This is a genomic window from Pantoea sp. SGAir0215, assembly GCF_043543215.1.
Window position 1 is genome coordinate 1,853,434 of sequence record NZ_CP028031.1, and the last position, 17,636, is coordinate 1,871,069.

The window sequence follows — 17,636 nt, forward strand, 5'->3', positions numbered from 1 at the left end:
TTTCAGGACAACGGGCTGCTTACTTCGCACTGGCCGGTGACAGGCTTTTCCAGATATGCATCACGGCGTAGCTGCGCCAGGGACGCCATACCTGTGAGCGCGCGTCTGCCGCTTTGGGTGTTAATCCCCCCAGATTATTGCGCACGGCGATATCCTCTTTCGGGAAGGCGTCCGGCCAGCGCAGCGCTCGCATGGCAATGTAGTGGGCGGTCCAGGGGCCAATGCCCGGTAAGGCCACCAGGCGCGCCATGATGTCGTCAGGCGAAAGCGTCGCATTGAAACGCAGGCTGCCCTCGTTACAGGCGGCCGCAAAGGCCAGAATCGCTCTGGCGCGCGCACTGACAATGCCCAGGCGGGCAATCTCATCGACCGTAGCCTGGGCAATGCGCTGGGGTTGCGCAGAATAGCGCGACAGATCAGGGAACGGCGTGGTGCAGGGTTCACCAAATGCCTGAGCAAAGCGGCTGCTGAGCGTCGTGGCGGCTTTAACGGTGACCTGCTGGCCCAGAATGGCGCGTACGCCCATTTCGACACTGTCAAATGCGCCGGGGACACGCAGGCCGGGGTAATCCTGAATACTTTGCGCCAGCAGGGGATCCTGTTGCAGGTGTTCGGCAATGCGCTGCGGCTGAGCATTCAGGTCAAACAGGTCGCGCAGCCGACGCAGCAGGGCAGGCAGCACAGGCGTGAGAGAGCGGGTGAATTCCACCTGAAGCGCCTGCTTTGCCGGGAGATGCGAAATGCTGACCCAACCCCGGTATTCGCCCAGCGCCACCGTCCGGCGGTAGGTTTCACCATCAACGGCTTCAATGTCGTTCATTAACCGCAGGCGTAAAAAGTCCAGCATCGCCTGCCAGTCGTAAGGCGGACGATAGCTAAGGCGTAACCGCATTGTGTCCGTTGCAGGTTGCGGCGACAGGTTGCCGCTTTTGCGCAGTGCGCCCGGCGTCATGCGATAGCGCGCCTGAAACACGTCATTGAAGCGCCGTAAGCTGCCAAATCCACTGGCGTAGGCGATCTCGGTTACCGGCAGCGTGGTTTCGGTCAGAAGCTGCTTAGCCAGCAGCATACGACGTGTCTGTTTAAGCTCCAGTGGCGTGACGCCCAGCTCCTGCTGCACAATGCGCCGCAGCTGACGGGCGCTGATGCCAAACTCTGCAGCAATCGCATCCAGGCCGCTGTGGGCTTCCAGCAAGCCCTCTTCAATGCGCTGCACCAGTCGGTCGGCCACGCGGTGGGCGTTGTCCACGGGGGCGTTGCCGGGTGCCAGCTCCGGACGACAACGCAGACAAGGGCGAAAATGCGCTTTCTCTGCCGCCTCAGCGCTGTTGAAGAACAGACAGTTTTTCTGCATTGGCGCTTTCACCGGGCAAATCGGGCGACAGTAAATGCCGGTTGAGGTCACGCCGACAAAAAACACGCCATCGAAGCGCGTATCACGCGAGGTCAGTGCCTGGTAAGCGGTATCTGAATCAAACATGGTTTTTCTCCGGCAAAGAGCGACAGCGTAGCGCGGGCATGAGATATTGACTGGCTGTTTTCGGACAGCACAACAGTTTATTGTAATGACCGAAAACAGCCAGTTTCGCGTGGTGAAAATGCGATAATGCCAGACAGCAATGTGATGGAGGGAACAGCATGTATTACTGCAAACCTGTGATAACGCCGGTGGGCGAACTGACCCTGATCGCCAGCGATCGCGGTCTGGCGGCCATTTTATGGCAGGACGAAGTGCGCAGACATCCCCGGTTGTCGCCGCGTGAGCGCGACGATAATCATCCTGTTTTACGCGAAACCGAAACGCAGTTAAGTGAGTACTTTGCCGGCACTCGGCGCGTTTTTGACTTACCGCTGGATATGGACGGCACAGCATTTCAGAAAAAAGTCTGGCAGGCGCTACTTTCTATTCCGTTTGGCGAAACCCGCAGTTACCGCCAGATCGCCGAGCAGATTGGGCATCCGGCAGCGGTACGTGCCGTCGGTGCTGCTAACGGCAGAAATCCGTTGTCCATTGTGGCACCGTGTCATCGGGTCATTGGGGCCAATGGAAAACTGACGGGATTTGCCGGTGGCCTGACGGTCAAAGCCTTTTTGCTTCAACTGGAAGCGCCTCAGCCCGGTCTGGTGGGGCTTTCTGCATCGTCATGACCAAATAAAACGCGACAGGCTGCTGCTTTTTCGCTATCGTGTTTAACATATAAAACACGATGGCGGTATTTACGTCCTGTTAAGCCAGAAACGGCTATTTTCGTTAATTTTACAGAACGAGAGCGGTGTCATGAGCGCAATCTTTGATCCTGAACATGCGGTGTATCCTTTTCCTCCTAAGCCCGCCCGGCTGAGTGACGAGCAAAAAACGTTTTACCGGGAAAAAATTAAAGCCCTGCTGAAAGCCCGTAACGCCGTGATGGTGGCGCACTATTACACGGATCCGGACATCCAGGCCTTAGCCGAAGAAACCGGCGGTTGCGTCTCTGACTCGCTCGAAATGGCGCGTTTTGGCAGCCAGCATCCCGCCACTACGCTGCTGGTGGCCGGCGTGCGCTTTATGGGCGAAACCGCCAAAATTCTCAGCCCGGAGAAAACCGTGTTGATGCCGACGCTGGAGGCCGAATGCTCGCTGGATCTGGGCTGCCCGATTGAGGCGTTTACGGCCTTCTGTGATGCGCATCCTGACCGGACGGTGGTGGTATACGCCAATACTTCTGCGGCGGTAAAAGCGCGCGCCGACTGGGTTGTCACCTCCAGCATTGCCGTCGAACTGATTGAACATCTGGACAGCCTGGGGGAAAAAATCATCTGGGCACCGGATCGGCATCTCGGGCGCTATGTTACGCAAAAAAGCGGGGCCGACGTGTTATGCTGGCAAGGCGCCTGCATCGTCCACGACGAATTCAAAACTCAGGCGCTGCAGCGGATGAAAGCGCTGTATCCGGATGCGGCAGTGCTGGTTCATCCCGAGTCGCCGCAGGCGATTGTGGATTTGGCCGATGCGGTAGGTTCAACCAGCCAGCTAATTCAGGCGGCAAAAACCTTGCCACATCCGCAGATGATCGTTGCCACCGATCGCGGCATCTTTTACAAGATGCAGCAGGCGGTTCCTGACAAAATATTGCTGGAAGCGCCTACCGCCGGTGAGGGCGCAACCTGCCGAAGCTGTGCGCACTGTCCCTGGATGGCGATGAACGGACTGCAGGCCATTGCCGAGGCGCTGACGTCGGGTGGGCGGGCTCATGAGATCCACGTAGACGCGGCGCTGCGCGAGGCCGCGCTGGTGCCGCTAAACCGTATGCTATCCTTTGCAGCAGACCTCAAACATAACGTGAAAGGAAACGCGTAATCCGCGTCGTTGACAGGTGCCTGATATGGATTTTTTTAGCACGCAAAACATTTTAGTTCACATCCCGTTGGGCGCGACCGGGTACGATCTGTCCTGGATTGAAGCCGTTGGCACCCTGGCGGGCCTGTTATGTATCTGGCTGGCCAGCCTGGAGAAAATCGCTAACTACGCGTTCGGCCTGATAAACGTGACGCTGTTTGCGGTGATATTTTTTCAGATTCAGCTCTATGCCAGCCTGCTGTTACAGCTGTTCTTTTTTGCGGCTAACGTTTATGGCTGGTACGCCTGGAGCCGACAAACCATTGATAACCAGGCGGCGTTAACGATTCGCTGGCTCCCGCTGCCCAGGGCCATTGGCTGGGCGGCGGTTTGCGTTATAGCGGTGGGGCTGATGACGATCTACATCGATCCGGTGTTTGCCTTTCTCACCCGTACCGCGGTGGCCCTGATGAATGCACTGGGTTTTACGGTGGCGATGCCGACGTTGCAGCCGGACGCCTTCCCTTTCTGGGATGCCTGCCTGATGGTGCTGTCGATTGTGGCAATGGTGCTGATGACGCGGAAGTATGTTGAAAACTGGCTTTTGTGGGTGGTCATCAACGTGATCAGTGTGATGGTGTTTGCCCGTCAGGGGGTGTATGCGATGTCGCTGGAGTACGCCATTCTGACGTTAATTGCGCTGAACGGCTCACGCATGTGGATCATCAGCGCACGCAAACAGGGTTCGCGTGCGCTCTCGGCTCAGTGATGATGGCTGTGATGATGAACGTGGTCACTGTGGTGAGGTGAATGATCACTGTGCTGATGGGACGTTTCAGCAGCATGATCCGAATGCCCGCCATGATGATGGCCCTCTTCAATGACCTGTCCGTTCAGCTCACAGTCAGGGCCCACGCAGGGCTGAAACTCCATCTGTACGGTAGCATGCTCAATCTGGTAATGGTCATGCAGGTACGTGTGGATGCGGCGCAGCAGGCCATCATGATCGCGCGGTGGAATGACCTGGACGTGCAGCGTTAAGATCGGTTGCTCGCCCACCTGCCAGACATGTACATGATGGACATCGCGCACCTCGGGAATATTTCGCTTCAGATCGCGCCGCAGTTTCTTCACATCCAGCGACGCAGGCGCGCCTTCCAGCAACTCATGTAAACTTTCCCGTAGCAGCGACCAGGCGCTACGCAGCACCAGCATCGACACGACGATGGATAAGATGGGGTCAATGGGCGTCCAGTTGGTAAACAGAATAATCACCGCGGCGACAATCGCGCCCACCGAGCCAAGCAAATCCCCCATGACGTGCAACGCAGCCGCCCGCACATTCAGGTTCTTTTCTTCACTGCCGTGATGCAGCAACCAGAAAGACAGAATATTCGCCAGCAAGCCGGCAATCGCAATGCCGAGCATCAGGCCGCCTGTGACGGGTTGCGGATGGGTAAACCGTTCCACCGCTTCCCAGACAATCAAAATGGTGATGCCGATTAAGGCGAGGGCGTTTACAAACGCGGCCAGCGTGGTCAGACGTAGCAGGCCAAAGGTATGACGTTCATTGGGTTTGCGTTTGGCAAACTGAACCGCCAGTAAGGCCATTAACAGGGCGGCGGTATCGGTCAGCATGTGACCGGCATCGGCCAGCAGCGCCAGCGAGCCCGACAGCCAGCCGCCAATCACTTCTGCCACCATAAAGAGTGCCGTCACGGCAAACGCGGCCATCAGCCGCGTACGGTTAGTGTCCTGACCGCTATGAGAGTGGGTGTGTGCCATACGTGTCCAGTTTATGTAGTAATCTTTCGGTCAATGATATCAGCAATTGCCACTCTGCTGAGATGTCGTGATGCTGTCTGGCGCGATCGGACAACTGCTGACAAAGCGCTACGCCCTCATCAATGCCAATCAGCAGCCAGCTTCCTTTCAGGCGATGCGCGGACTCGGCTAACTGTCTTTCGTCACCGCTGGCAATGGCCGCGCGCAGTTGTGCCATGTCTTTCTCCACGGTAGCACGTAACGTTTTGCCCAGTCGGCTAAGATAGTTCTCGTTTTGCTGCGCCAGTGTCCACAGGTTGTTATCCAGCGCGGCCAGCGGATCGTCATGGAAGGCGGTCAGCAGGTCGCTGATATCCTGTAGCTGTACCGGTTTGATCAGCACCCGTTCATGTGGCTCAGTCTGCACATTCAGTAACTGTGCATCAGCAGAGCACAGCACCCGCAACGGCCTTCCGCCTCGCTGGCGCTGGCGACGACGCAGCACGCGCAGCAGGAGCATACCGTCCGGGCGCGGCATCATCTGATCGATAAACAGCAGGTCGTAAGGGCGCCGGGCATCGGCCAGCAACAGGTCTCGGCCCTGCTCAAAACAGTCCGCCTGAATCGCAAAGCGCGCCAGCTGCTGCTGCATTACGATCAGGTTTGTCGGATGATCATCCACTACGGCCACGCGCAGTTGCGGAAAACCTGGCAGCGTGGCCGGATCGCCCTCAGTGACGCTATCGCAGGGAATCAGCGGCAGGATAAGTGTGACCTCGGTGCCTTTGCCGGGCTGAGAATGCAGGTGAATCTCACCGCCCATGCGCTGCACCATTTCCCGACAAATAAACAGCCCCAGGCCACTGCCCTGAACGGAAAGCGCTTTGCCCGACGGGGCCTGGTACCAGGGATCGAACAGTCTGGGCTGTTCTTCAGGGGGAATCCCGCTGCCGTTGTCGCTGACGGTTAACTGCAATTTGTCTGTAGCCGACAGCGTCAGGCGGATCAGGCCGTGCCGGGTGAATTTAAAGGCATTGGTCACTAAGTTGTTGACGATCTGCTGCAGGCGGTCCGCATCCAGCATCACCGCGTCAGGCAGCGGCGTCAGGGCCTCTACCTGTAAATGCGGGCCATCCGGCCGCATCAGCGGATGATAGAAATGGCGCTGCTGCGCCAGCCAGGGTGCCAGTGCCAGCGGGCGGGGCGACAGGGTGAAACTGTTGTTTTCAATGCGCGCGTGATCCTGCAAATCATTCAGCAACGTCATCAGGGACTGCGCGCTCTGGTACAGAAGCTGCAGGTTTTCACGGCTGCTTTGCTGTTTTTCCAGCTCCAGTAGCCCCAGGATCGCCTGCATCGGCGTTCGCAGCTCATGGCTGACCGTCGCTAAAAACTGGCTCTTCATGGCATTCGCGTGTTCCGCCTGTTCGCGCTGTTGGCGATCCCGCCGTTGCTGCCAGTAACGCCGGGCCAGTAACAGCAGTAACACGACAATGGCAACGCCTGCCGCCGCCAACACCGCGACGGGCAGCACGCGCATCGCGCCCACGCTGCCTGGCTGGGGCGGCATTGACCAGCGATCGCGCATCTGGTTTTGCGTATCGACGGGAATCTGCTGTAACGCGCGATCCAGCAGCCCACGCAGAACAGGCTCATTGGGTGCCACTCCGATGGCCACAGGCCAGGCGATATCGCTGGCCGCGAAAGCCAGATGAATGTGGGGATCGTTACGGCTGGCAATGCGCCAGCGCGCAGACAGGACGTTATCGACCAGCGCGTCAATCTGACCGGTAGCCAGCGCGTCGTACAGGCTGTTGCGATCCGCAAAGCGCTGAACCGGGATGGTGTCAGGGACGAGGCGCTGGGCCAGATCATCCTGCAGGATACCAATACGTTTGCCTGCCAGATCGCTCCAGTGAGAGCCGGCTGCGGGCTGGCGGCTGTAAATACCCCAGAGTGCCCGCCAGACGGGCAGGCTGGTGCTTTGGGTTTCACCGTTAAGCGGTTGCATCAGCTGTAACATCACCTGATGCTGTGCCAGCAGCGTGGCCGCCTGTTGCGGATTACTGACCCAGTGCGGCGTAAAACGTAAACCGGTGCTCTGTGCGACCGCATTGAGCAGATCGATACCGTAACCGCGGGGCGTGCCGTTGCTGTCGCGATAGCTCCAGGGATAGTTATCGGCTTCAGCGGCGTAGGTAACCTGGGGATGGGCTGCTATCCATTGCCGCTCGCTGGCGCTCAGCATCAGCGTTTGTGTGTCCTGATACCGCGGCAGGCTGCTGCTCCAGCGCGCCTGTAACGTGCTCATCAACTCTGCGGGTAACTGGCGCAGGCTCTGATTCAGCCACGCAATCAGCGCGGGATCGCGGGAAACCGCGCGCAGAGTCAGTTGCCCGGCATCAATCCCCGACGCGATTTGGTAAATTTGTCCCTGCTGTAGCTGACTCAGCAAAAATCCCGCGCTGGTTTCATCGGCGACCACATAGTCGTTTTGCTGATTGAGCAGCGTGTAGAGCGCCTGAAGATCGCTGCCGTAGGTGCGCCAGTGATGGCGGGCAGCCAGCGCAGGCGGAAGCTGTGCCAGGGTTTGCTCGCTGATCGCCAGTTGTGCATTATCACTGTTAAACATGACGGCACGCTGGTTCTGCTGATTACGGTAAATTCGTAACGGGCTGCTAAACCAGCTGTCGCTGGCAACGGCGCCCGCGGGAAAGGGCGGGGCCAGCATGCCTAACGCAAAATCAATCTGCCCCGCCTGCAGGGCGCTCAGCAGAGCCGGCTGGGTGGCATAGAGGTGAAGGGAGAACTGCGCCCCGGTTAACTGGTGCAGCGCCGCCAGATAATCGGCGTCAATCCCGTACAGATCGTTGCCCACATGCATGGCCCAGGGCGCCGTATTCTCATCCAGCAGGCCCACACGCACCACTTTGCCCTGCATCAGCTCTGCGCCTTTTACCGGCATCATCATAGGCAGATTGATACTGCTGACCGGACGCACGTCGGCCTGGGCCAGCGGCGCCAGCAGGAGCAGGAGCAGGAGAAGTAACCAGCGTATCACTGCTGTGCTTTCCACAGATCGGCCAGCTCGACAACAGAACGCGCACCGGTTTTTTCCAGAATATTCTTTTTATGCGTACTGACGGTTTTATTACTGATATGCAACTGTTCGGCAATTTGCAGGTTGGACAGGCCGCTGGCCAGCAACGCCAGCACCTGGCGCTCTTTACTGGTTAACGGTAATTCGGGTTCGCTGCTGTGGCCTTCAGGAAAGGCTGACTGGCCGCCCAGTACAGCAAGAATGGCACTGAGTAAATGCGCCATCCGCTGGCTTTTCACCACATAACCCGCCGCCCCCAGCGCCTGCGCACGCCGGATATAGTGGCTGCTTTGCTGGGCAGAATAGATCAGTACAGGACAATCGGGTAAGTGCACTTTCAGGCGGCGCAGAATCTCCAGTCCGTCGCCATCGGGCAGGCCGATATCCAGCACAATGATATCCGGAGGAAGCTGGAGATAAGGGCGAGCGGCGTGCTCGCTGCTGGCCGAAATAAGCTGAATGGGGACAGGCGATTGCGAGAGTGCCGCGTCCAGCGCCACTTCAACCAGTGGATGATCGTCAATCAGAAGCAGTGAGGCCATGAACATTTCCCTGTAAATTTCACAGGCTCAGCATAGCGGAAGTCGCAGCGGGATAAAATAAAGGAGAGCCGCGGCTCTCCTCATAATGCACACAGTATACTTTACTGCGTCGTGCCGTCAGTTTTGGTATTGACGTGGCCGCCACCTTTTTTGGTGTGCACTTTTTTGTTGATATCAGGACATTTGCCATCTTTACACTGGCTGTTCTGATCAATTTCGTTCGCGGTCATATGCTTGCTGCTGGAGGTGCTGTCTCGGGTTGGAGACGACATCTCAGTACCGGTATTGTTAATTTTGCTGTTATCGACTTTATTCGGTGGCAGGTTCTCATTCGCCCCGCCCGCAACGGCACCTGCTGCCGCAGCCTGGTTAGAGTTTCCGTTGGCAGCCATTGCTGCGCCGCTGCCCAGAGTCATCGCTGCCGTCAGAAAAATTAGTGCAAACTTATTCATCATTATGCTCCCGTTAATCAATGATATTTGCTGTCTCTAACCCGCTGTCAGGTTTCAGACAAAAAGCGACCTGAGCGAAATAAAATTTCGCTGGTTAGCTTAAAGACAGGTATTAATAAACATAAGCCACCGATCCTCAGTAGTTACCCTTAAAAGTCTAGACGCATAACCCATTTATGCAAATTTTACACATGCATTTTACATGGATTCAGAATTTACACCCTGTGCGCTTCCGGCTACATTGGCTGGGTTGAGCCCGGCGCGCGCCGGGCCAGAAATTATATGGAATCAGTATGAATTACCAGAATGATGATTTACGCATTAAAGAGATAAAAGAGCTGTTGCCCCCCGTTGCCCTGCTGGAAAAATTTCCTGCAACCGAACGTGCCGCGCAAACCGTTTCTCAGGCGCGTCAGGCCATTCACCAGATCCTGAACGGGGCCGATGATCGGCTGCTGGTGGTAATTGGACCCTGCTCTATCCACGATACCGAGGCCGCAAAAGAGTATGCCGCACGTCTGTTAAACCTGCGTGAGCAGCTGAAGGGCGAGCTGGAAGTGGTAATGCGCGTTTACTTTGAAAAACCGCGTACCACCGTTGGCTGGAAAGGGCTGATCAACGATCCCTATATGGATGGCACCTTCCAGTTAAATGATGGCCTGCGCCTGGCGCGTAAGCTGCTGCTGGAGATTAACGATTCTGGCCTGCCTGCGGCGGGTGAGTTCCTGGACATGATTACGCCGCAGTATGTCGCTGACCTGATGAGCTGGGGCGCTATTGGTGCCAGGACGACAGAGTCGCAGGTGCACCGTGAACTGGCTTCCGGTCTTTCCTGCCCGGTCGGTTTTAAAAACGGGACCGATGGCACCATTAAAGTGGCGATTGATGCGATCAACGCAGCCGGTTCACCGCACTGTTTCTTGTCCGTGACCAAATATGGCCACTCTGCAATTGTGGAAACGCGCGGCAACAGCGACTGTCACATCATCCTGCGCGGCGGAAAAGAACCTAACTACAGCGCCAGCCACGTCAGTGCCGTGAAGGCCGGACTGGAGAAGGCTGGCTTACCGCAGCAGGTGATGATCGATTTCAGTCACGCAAACAGCAGCAAGCAGTTCCAGAAGCAGATGCAGGTGGCTGATGATGTGGCACAGCAGATGATCAATGGCGAGCGCGGCATCATTGGCGTGATGATTGAAAGCCATCTGGTGGAAGGCAATCAGAGCCTGGAAAGCGGTGAACCGCTGGTTTACGGTAAGAGCGTGACTGATGCCTGTATCGGCTGGGAAGATACCGAAAAGGTATTACGTCAGCTGGCCGATGCGGTCAAACAGCGTCGCGGTTAACCGTGAGGCCATAAAAAAGGGCCAGACATCGCAGTCTGGCCCTTTTTACAGGTCAGTACATTACTTCGCTTTACCCTGGTTTGCCACGGCCGCCGCTTTCGCTGCGATCTCATCGGCGTCACCCAGGTAGTAGTGTTTGACGGGCTTGAAGTTCTCGTCGAATTCGTAAACCAGCGGAACGCCGGTAGGGATATTCAGCTCAAGAATCTCGTCTTCGCTCATGTTATCCAGGTATTTCACCAGCGCGCGCAGTGAGTTGCCGTGTGCGGCGATAATCACTTTCTCACCACTTTTAATACGTGGCAGGATGCTTTCGTTCCAGTAAGGAATAACGCGATCGATGGTCAGTGCCAGACTTTCCGTGGTAGGCAGTTGCTCAGGGGACAATGACGCATAACGCGGATCGTGTCCCGGGAAACGCTCATCACTGCGATCCAGCTCCGGCGGGGTCACGGCGAAGCCACGACGCCACTGTTTGACCTGCTCGTCACCATATTTAGCGGCGGTTTCAGCTTTATCCAGCCCCTGTAACGCACCATAGTGACGCTCGTTCAGACGCCAGGATTTTTCAACGGGCAGCCAGGCCTGATCCAGCTCATCCAGAATATTCCACAGGGTATGGATGGCGCGTTTCAGCACGGAGGTGTAGGCGAAATCGAACACGAAACCTTCTTTCTTCAGCAGCTGTCCGGCTGCTTTAGCTTCGGTACGGCCTTTGTCAGAAAGGTCTACATCATACCATCCGGTGAAGCGGTTTTCGTTGTTCCACTGGCTTTCGCCGTGTCGCACCAGAACCAGCTTAGTTACAGCCATAGCTTAACTCCTTAATACTTGATGTTTCTGAGATAATGGAAACCTGTTGTCGCCAGCCCGCTGGCCGACCATTGCGCTCTACCATAGCGGAAAACAGCGCACTGCGTAAGTCTGTCTGTGACGCACTGCGCGTTTTTCACCCGGCGGCTCAGTGTGAGGTAAAACGATAGCGCGTAACGGATTCCCAACGATCCCCCGGCTGCAGCCAGCAATCATCCTGTGGCCACTCGGGATGATTGGGCGAATCCGGTAAAAACTCACTCTCCAGCGCAATCCCCTGGTAAGCAGTATAGCTTTCCTGCTCCCGGGCGCGCGTGCCAGCCAGATAGTTGCCGCTGTACAGCTGCAGGGCAGGGGCCGACGTCGTTACACTTAACTGCAGCTTGCCGTCCTGCGACCATAACGCTGCTGCGGGCTGGCTTGCATCGCCCGCGCTGTTAAGTAGAAAGGCATGATCGTAGCCTTTAACCGCCTGTTGATCGGCATCGGCAAGGAAATCCTGTGCCAGGCTTTTGGCCTGACGGAAGTCAAAGCTGGTGCCGTCCACGGCTTTCAGCGGGCCGTTGGGAATACCCTCGCTATCGACGGGCAGATAACGATCGGCGTGCAGTTGTAAGCGATGCTGGCGCGCATCGCCATGATGCGCATCAAGATTAAAGTAAGCATGGTTAGTGAGATTCACCGGACAGGGTTGATCGCACCGGGCTTCATAGTGGATGGACAGGCAGTTATCGTCATCCAGCACATAGCGCAAATCCGCGATCAGATTTCCCGGATAGCCCTGATCGCCGTCAGGCGAATCCAGACGATAATGCACTTCGTTTTCTGACTGGCTGATAATCTGCCAGCGGCGTTTATCGAACCCGTCCGGACCACCGTGTAACTGATGCTCACCCTGGTTGGCGAGCAGTTGTCGGTTGAGGGTATTGAGTTTTGCCCCGGCGATACGGTTAGCATAACGGCCAACGGTCGCCCCCAGATAGGCGTCCTGATGCAGATAATCGGACGGCGTGGCACAGCCTAAGAGGGCCTCGCGCACGCTGCCGTCCTGAAGTGGCACGCGCGCCGACAGCCAGGTTGCTCCCCAGTCCATAAAGGTGGCCACCATTCCGTGCGCATTACGCAGCACGGTGATGCGCCATGGTTGACCATCCGGCGCATGGGAATTGACATCGCTTAACATTGACCTGCTCCTTCTGAAGCTTTACACACGTAGAAGGTCTCCTTGATGCCCGTTTTAGCTTCGTACTGGCTGGCGACGGCGGCCTGCACCTGATCAACCAGCTCAAGCGGCATCAGCGCAACGATACAGCCCCCGAAGCCGCCACCGGTCATACGGACACCACCACGATTGCCGATCTCGGCTTTAACAATTTCAACCAGCGTGTCGACAGGCGGCACGGTGATTTCAAAGTCATCACGCATTGAGGCATGCGATTCCGCCATCAGTTCCCCCATGCGCGTTAAATCGCCACGCGAAAGCACCTCTGCGGCTTCCAGCGTACGGGCATTTTCGGTAATGACATGGCGCACGCGCTTCGCGACGTCAGGATCTAACTGCGCGACCGCCGCCTCAAATTCCGCCAGGCCGACATCGCGTAGTGCTTTCTTATTAAAGAAGCGCGCACCGGTTTCACACTGCTGGCGGCGGGTATTGTATTCGCTGCCCACCAGGCTTCGGCGGAAATTAGAGTTAATGATCACCACGGCCACGTCTTCCGGCAGGGAAACCGGTTTGGTGCCGAGTGAGCGGCAATCCAGCAGCATGGCATGATCTTTTTGCCCCAGCGCGGAAATCAGCTGATCCATAATGCCGCAGTTACAGCCCACGAACTGGTTCTCCGCCTCCTGACCGTTTACCGCAATGGCGGCGCCATCCAGCGGCAGGTTGAACAACTGCTGAAAAACGGTCCCGACGGCCACTTCGAGCGAGGCAGAGGAGCTGAGGCCCGCGCCCTGAGGCACGTTACCGCTAATCACCATATCCACGCCGTTAAAATCAGGCGCGCGCTTCTGCAAATGCTTCACCACGCCGCGCACATAGTTTGCCCACATCGGCTCGCTCACGCTGGTAATGGGATCGTCCAGTGAGAAGCTGTCCTGCGCCTGATCGTAATCCACGGCCACAACGCGTACCTGACGATCGTCGCGTCTGGCACAGGCGATAACGGTTTGGTAGTCAATGGCACAAGGCAAAACGAAACCATCGTTATAATCCGTATGCTCGCCAATCAGGTTGACGCGGCCGGGTGCCTGAATCGTGTGAGTGGGCGCATAGCCAAAGGTGTCGGTAAAGACCTGCTGCGTGATGGTTTTTAAGCTCATTGTTGTGCCTCACGGAAATGAATGTCACTCACGGCGCGCAGACGTTCTGCTGCCTGCTCCGCAGTTAAATCGCGTTGGGTTTCAGCCAGCATCTCGTAGCCGACCATAAATTTGCGCACCGTGGCTGAACGCAGCAGCGGCGGATAAAAATGGGCATGAAGTTGCCAGTGGGCGTTTTCCTCGCCGTTAAACGGCGCACCGTGCCAGCCCATGGAGTAGGGGAAGGCGCACTGGAACAGGTTGTCATAGCGGCTGGTCAGCAGCTTAAGGGCTTTCGCCAGATCGTTGCGTTGCGCCTCGCTCAAATCAGTCATGCGTTTCACGTGCGCTTTGGGCAGTAGCAGGGTTTCAAAGGGCCAGGCGGCCCACCACGGCACCACGGCGATCCAGTGCTCGGTTTCCACTACGGTGCGGCTGCCGTCTTGTTGTTCACGCGCACAGTAATCCACCAGCAGCGGCGAGCCGGTTTTTGCAAAGTACTGACGTTGATGGTCATCTTCGCGCTGGGCCTCGTTAGGCAGGAAGCTGTTGGCCCAGACCTGGCCATGCGGATGCGGATTCGAACAGCCCATGGCGGCGCCTTTGTTCTCAAACACCTGCACCCACGGATAATGCTGGCCCAGCTCTGCGGTCTGTTCCTGCCAGGTGCGCACGACCTCTTCCAGCGCGCTCAGGGACATTTCAGGCAACGTTTTACTGTGATCGGGCGAAAAGCAAATCACGCGGCTGGTGCCGCGCGCGCTTTCGCAACGCATCAGGAGATCATCGCTTTCGGGTGCATCCGGCGTATCCGTCATCAGCGCAGCAAAGTCATTGGTGAAAACGTACGTACCTTTGTAATCCGGGTTCACATCGCCGGTAATGCGCGTATTTCCTGCACACAGAAAACAGTCTGGATCGTGTGACGGCAGGGCATTTACCGCGGGCGTTTCCTGCGCACCCTGCCAGGGACGTTTGGCCCGGTGAGGTGAAACCAGAATCCATTGGTCGGTCAGGGGATTGTAACGGCGATGGGGATGATCGGCCGGGTTAAATTTTTGCATGTCGCATCCTGGTCAGCGTCAAAATAAAAAAATCATCGCTAAAAAATAGCACATCAAACGGCATGAAAGCGTGATCGAGTCTGAATAAATGGTATCGTTTACACAAGATGACTATTCTTATTTAAAGGCGAAAAGGCACATTATGGTCATGGAATGGGGTTTTAAATGGTAACGTTTACATTGCGGATAATACCCCCGCCGTTTTCACGGCAGGGTTGTGTCAGATCACATCTTGCTGATAACGGTAGCCGCCTGTGCCATCAGGGAGAAAATGCAGGCGATGCGTAATACAGTGCGGGGCATCTTCGGCATGATGCGAAACAAACAGCAGCTGGGTCCGGCCTTCCCCAATCAGAATATCCACAAAGCGGCGCACCAGTTGCCGGTTAAGCGGATCCAGCCCCTGCAAGGGCTCGTCAAGGATCAATAACGTGGGATGCTTAACCAGCGCGCGGGCGATTAAGACCAGCCGTTGTTGCCCCCAGGACAAACTGTGGAACGGCGCATTCGCCATCGCATTATCCATCCCTGTCAGCGCCAGCCACTGTTGCGCCAGCGCCATCTGGCGGTCAGATACAGCCTGATAGAGACCAATCGAATCGAAAAAGCCCGATAAAATCACGGTGCGCACATTCACGCTGACCCGGTAGTCCAGATGCAGGCTGCTGCTGACATAGCCGATATGCTGCTTGATGTCCCAGATGGTCTCGCCGCTGCCACGGCGAATGCCGAACAGGGTCAAATCATTGCTGTAACCCTGCGGATGATCCCCCGTCACCAGGCTCAGTAAGGTAGATTTACCCGCGCCATTGGGGCCAATGATGTGCCAGTGCTCACCGGGATTCACCTGCCAGTTCAGGCCGTTGATCACGGGCTGATCGTTATAGGACACCACCGCGTTGCGCAGGATCACGCGCGGCGCATCATCCGCCAACGCGGGCAACTGATCGGGCACATCGGCCTCCGGCAACGCCATACCGTCCAGCTGTTCACTGCGAGCCAGCTGCGCGACCAGCGTCTGGGCCAGAATGGTCTCGCGTGGCCCGACCTGCGTCAGGCTACATTCGGCCAGAACGCCCACCTGATCGACATAATCCGGAATATCGTCAAAGCGGTTCAGCACCAGCACCAGCGTGACGTCAGCCTCATGCAGCGTTGCTAAGGTGGCCGTCAGATTCGCGCGGGAATCCACATCCAGGCCGTCAAAAGGTTCATCCAGAATCAGCAGATCAGGCTGTGCCATCAGCGCCTGGCACAGCAGCGTTTTTCGCGTCTCGCCTGTCGACAGGTATTTAAAGCGGCGACTGAGCAGACTACTGATGCCAAACTGCGCCGCCAGACGTTCACAGCGTGCGGCATCTTTCACCGCATCCTGAATAATTTCCGCCGTGGTGCGGCCGCTGTCGTCCTCACCTTCGCTGAGTAAATCGGTATTGTTACGTTGCCATTCCTCGGCGACCAGCTTCTGTAGCTGCTCCAGCGACAGGCGCCACGGGCACTGAAAATCGTGCGTCACCTTACCCGATAACGGGGGAAGCTCGCCTGAAAGCGCGCGTGCCAGCGAGGACTTGCCGCTGCCGTTTGCGCCAACAAACGCCCAGCGCTCACCCCGGCGAAGATGCACATCGGCCAGGGACAGCACCCGGGTATCATTAAGGTGAAATATGCCTTGCGAAATTTGCAATGAAGCCATGATTTGTTCCATTTTATGCAGCGTTAACTGACGTTTTAGCGACTGCAAACAGGGATGTCAAACCGGCCGGTGAAAATCACCGCAGTGAGGCAACAATCGCATGACTGGCGCTGAAGCTGGCGATAACATTCATGCCGATGTGAAGCTGACGCTGTTCCGTTTCACGGTTATCCAGCGTGGCACACAACGTTTCGCCACTGGGTAAGGTCATCAGCACTTCACTCACCTGCTGGCCTTTTTCGATAGCCGTCAGCGTTGCGGCAAGCTGATTCTCGGCATCAGTGGGCGCGGTATGCACACTGACCCACGGGGCCTTGATTAATACCAGCACCTCTTTTCCGGCGTGCAAATTCAGCCGTTCTGCGCTGCGCTCGGTCAGGGCAATGTTGAGCCGCGTCACGCCATCGGCAAGCAGAATCGTCAGATGCTGTATCACCTGCTGAGCATCATTGTGCACGACGGTACCAAACAGTTGATTACGTGCACTGGTTTGCAGGGAGGAGCGGGCGATAGCCGCGAGTAAGCTGTCGAGCGGCAGGGTATCCTGCTGCAGCGCATCGAAGGCATGTTGCTGAATCTTTTCCATCAGGCCAAACAGCTGTACCAGTCGTTCACCGTAGCGGGTTAACTGCGCGCCGCCACCGCCTTTGCCCCCGGTCGCGCGTGCCACGACTTCCTGCCCGGCCAGGTGGTTCATGTCGCTGATGGCATCCCAGGCGCTTTTGTAACTGATGCCCGCCAGTTTAGCGCCCTGACTGATGGAGCCGGTTTGTTGCACGCGTTGCAGCAAGGCAATGCGGCGGGGATCGGCAAACAGTTTCTGCTGCAGGCGAATATGAAGGGTGAGGTCGGCTTGCATGGTGGCTCCTGCAAAGGGTAAGTCGCGTGATCGGGCTGATGATAACGAGCTTTGCGCCTCAAAGTAAAAGCACGAAAAGGTCTGCGCAAATTTTTACTGAGCCGTTACAATCTCTTTTTTATCCGCAAAGTGGGACTTACCATGCTGGAACTCATTAAAAGCCTCGCCGTGGCAGTGATTATGGTACCTGTGGTTATGGCGATTATGTTAGGCCTGATTTACGGTCTGGGTGAAGTGTTTAACCTCATCTCTAAAACGGGTCGCCGCGACAACACTAACGCCCGCTCTCAGCATTAATCCTCCTGCAACGTCCGTCTCAGCACGGACGTTGCTGTTTTACGTCCACGCTTTTCTTCCTCTTTTAATCATTTTGTCTGGCT

The 17,636-nt window shown here is 56.7% G+C and carries 16 protein-coding genes; 5 read left to right on the plus strand and 11 right to left on the minus strand.

Annotated elements, in window-relative coordinates; translation table 11 throughout:
• Positions 1-19: 19 nt before the first annotated feature.
• Positions 20-1,480 carry an AlkA N-terminal domain-containing protein gene (locus C1N64_RS08775; protein ID WP_033737750.1) on the minus strand — a complete coding sequence of 487 codons (1,461 nt, stop codon included), beginning with the start codon at positions 1,478-1,480 and terminating at the stop codon, positions 20-22.
• Positions 1,481-1,638: 158 nt separating this feature from the next.
• On the opposite strand from C1N64_RS08775, the gene C1N64_RS08780 reads away from it, so the two are divergent.
• The 3 genes from C1N64_RS08780 to pnuC all read left to right on the plus strand — a co-directional run bounded on the left by C1N64_RS08780 (position 1,639) and on the right by pnuC (position 4,088).
• A complete protein-coding gene (locus tag C1N64_RS08780) occupies positions 1,639-2,148 on the plus strand; it encodes a methylated-DNA--[protein]-cysteine S-methyltransferase (protein ID WP_394515418.1) in 510 nt (169 codons plus the stop codon).
• 130 nt (positions 2,149-2,278) lie between these two features.
• Entirely contained in the window at positions 2,279-3,340 is a 1,062-nt protein-coding gene (gene nadA, locus C1N64_RS08785) for a quinolinate synthase NadA (protein ID WP_263758923.1), read from the plus strand.
• A 25-nt stretch (positions 3,341-3,365) separates the two neighbouring features.
• Entirely contained in the window at positions 3,366-4,088 is a 723-nt protein-coding gene (pnuC, locus tag C1N64_RS08790) for a nicotinamide riboside transporter PnuC (protein ID WP_033737749.1), read from the plus strand.
• Here pnuC and zitB read toward each other — a convergent pair.
• The 4 genes from zitB to C1N64_RS08810 form a co-directional block, all read right to left on the minus strand.
• Entirely contained in the window at positions 4,082-5,104 is a 1,023-nt protein-coding gene (gene zitB / locus C1N64_RS08795) for a CDF family zinc transporter ZitB (protein ID WP_033737748.1), read from the minus strand. The two genes, pnuC and zitB, sit on opposite strands and share 7 nt — an antisense overlap.
• A complete protein-coding gene (locus C1N64_RS08800) occupies positions 5,082-8,159 on the minus strand; it encodes a hybrid sensor histidine kinase/response regulator (protein WP_394515419.1) in 3,078 nt (1,025 codons plus the stop codon). The genes zitB and C1N64_RS08800 overlap by 23 nt, the downstream gene beginning before the upstream one ends.
• On the minus strand, positions 8,141-8,725 hold the full coding sequence (locus C1N64_RS08805) for a LuxR C-terminal-related transcriptional regulator (protein ID WP_006118477.1): 585 nt from the start codon (positions 8,723-8,725) through the stop codon (positions 8,141-8,143). The genes C1N64_RS08800 and C1N64_RS08805 overlap by 19 nt, the downstream gene beginning before the upstream one ends.
• 101 nt (positions 8,726-8,826) lie before the next feature.
• Entirely contained in the window at positions 8,827-9,180 is a 354-nt protein-coding gene (locus C1N64_RS08810; protein WP_006118479.1) for a YbgS-like family protein, read from the minus strand.
• 290 nt (positions 9,181-9,470) lie between these two features.
• Between C1N64_RS08810 and aroG the strand changes: the two genes are divergently transcribed.
• A complete protein-coding gene (aroG, locus tag C1N64_RS08815; RefSeq protein ID WP_006118487.1) occupies positions 9,471-10,523 on the plus strand; it encodes a 3-deoxy-7-phosphoheptulonate synthase AroG in 1,053 nt (350 codons plus the stop codon).
• 60 nt (positions 10,524-10,583) lie between these two features.
• Here aroG and gpmA read toward each other — a convergent pair whose 3' ends face one another.
• The 6 genes from gpmA to modE form a co-directional block, all read right to left on the minus strand.
• Positions 10,584-11,336, minus strand: coding sequence for a 2,3-diphosphoglycerate-dependent phosphoglycerate mutase (gene gpmA, locus C1N64_RS08820; RefSeq protein ID WP_006118488.1), 753 nt, complete (start codon positions 11,334-11,336; stop codon positions 10,584-10,586).
• Between the two features lie 148 nt (positions 11,337-11,484).
• Positions 11,485-12,519: a galactose-1-epimerase gene (galM, locus tag C1N64_RS08825; RefSeq protein WP_006118489.1), complete on the minus strand. Its 1,035-nt coding sequence runs from the start codon at positions 12,517-12,519 to the stop codon at positions 11,485-11,487.
• Positions 12,513-13,661 (minus strand): galactokinase, encoded by a 1,149-nt coding sequence (galK, locus tag C1N64_RS08830; RefSeq protein ID WP_054634296.1) that lies wholly within the window; start codon positions 13,659-13,661, stop codon positions 12,513-12,515. Before galK ends, galM begins: the two co-directional genes overlap by 7 nt.
• A complete protein-coding gene (galT, locus tag C1N64_RS08835) occupies positions 13,658-14,704 on the minus strand; it encodes a galactose-1-phosphate uridylyltransferase (RefSeq protein ID WP_039341534.1) in 1,047 nt (348 codons plus the stop codon). Before galT ends, galK begins: the two co-directional genes overlap by 4 nt.
• Before the next feature lie 220 nt (positions 14,705-14,924).
• Positions 14,925-16,397 carry a molybdate ABC transporter ATP-binding protein ModF gene (modF, locus tag C1N64_RS08840; protein WP_394515420.1) on the minus strand — a complete coding sequence of 491 codons (1,473 nt, stop codon included), beginning with the start codon at positions 16,395-16,397 and terminating at the stop codon, positions 14,925-14,927.
• Between the two features lie 76 nt (positions 16,398-16,473).
• Complete coding sequence (gene modE, locus C1N64_RS08845) at positions 16,474-17,256, minus strand: molybdenum-dependent transcriptional regulator (RefSeq protein WP_006118493.1); 783 nt, start codon at positions 17,254-17,256, stop codon at positions 16,474-16,476.
• 141 nt (positions 17,257-17,397) lie between these two features.
• On the opposite strand from modE, the gene C1N64_RS08850 reads away from it, so the two are divergent.
• Positions 17,398-17,553, plus strand: a complete 156-nt coding sequence (locus C1N64_RS08850; RefSeq protein ID WP_006118494.1) for an AcrZ family multidrug efflux pump-associated protein — start codon at positions 17,398-17,400, stop codon at positions 17,551-17,553.
• Positions 17,554-17,636: the final 83 nt, after the last annotated feature.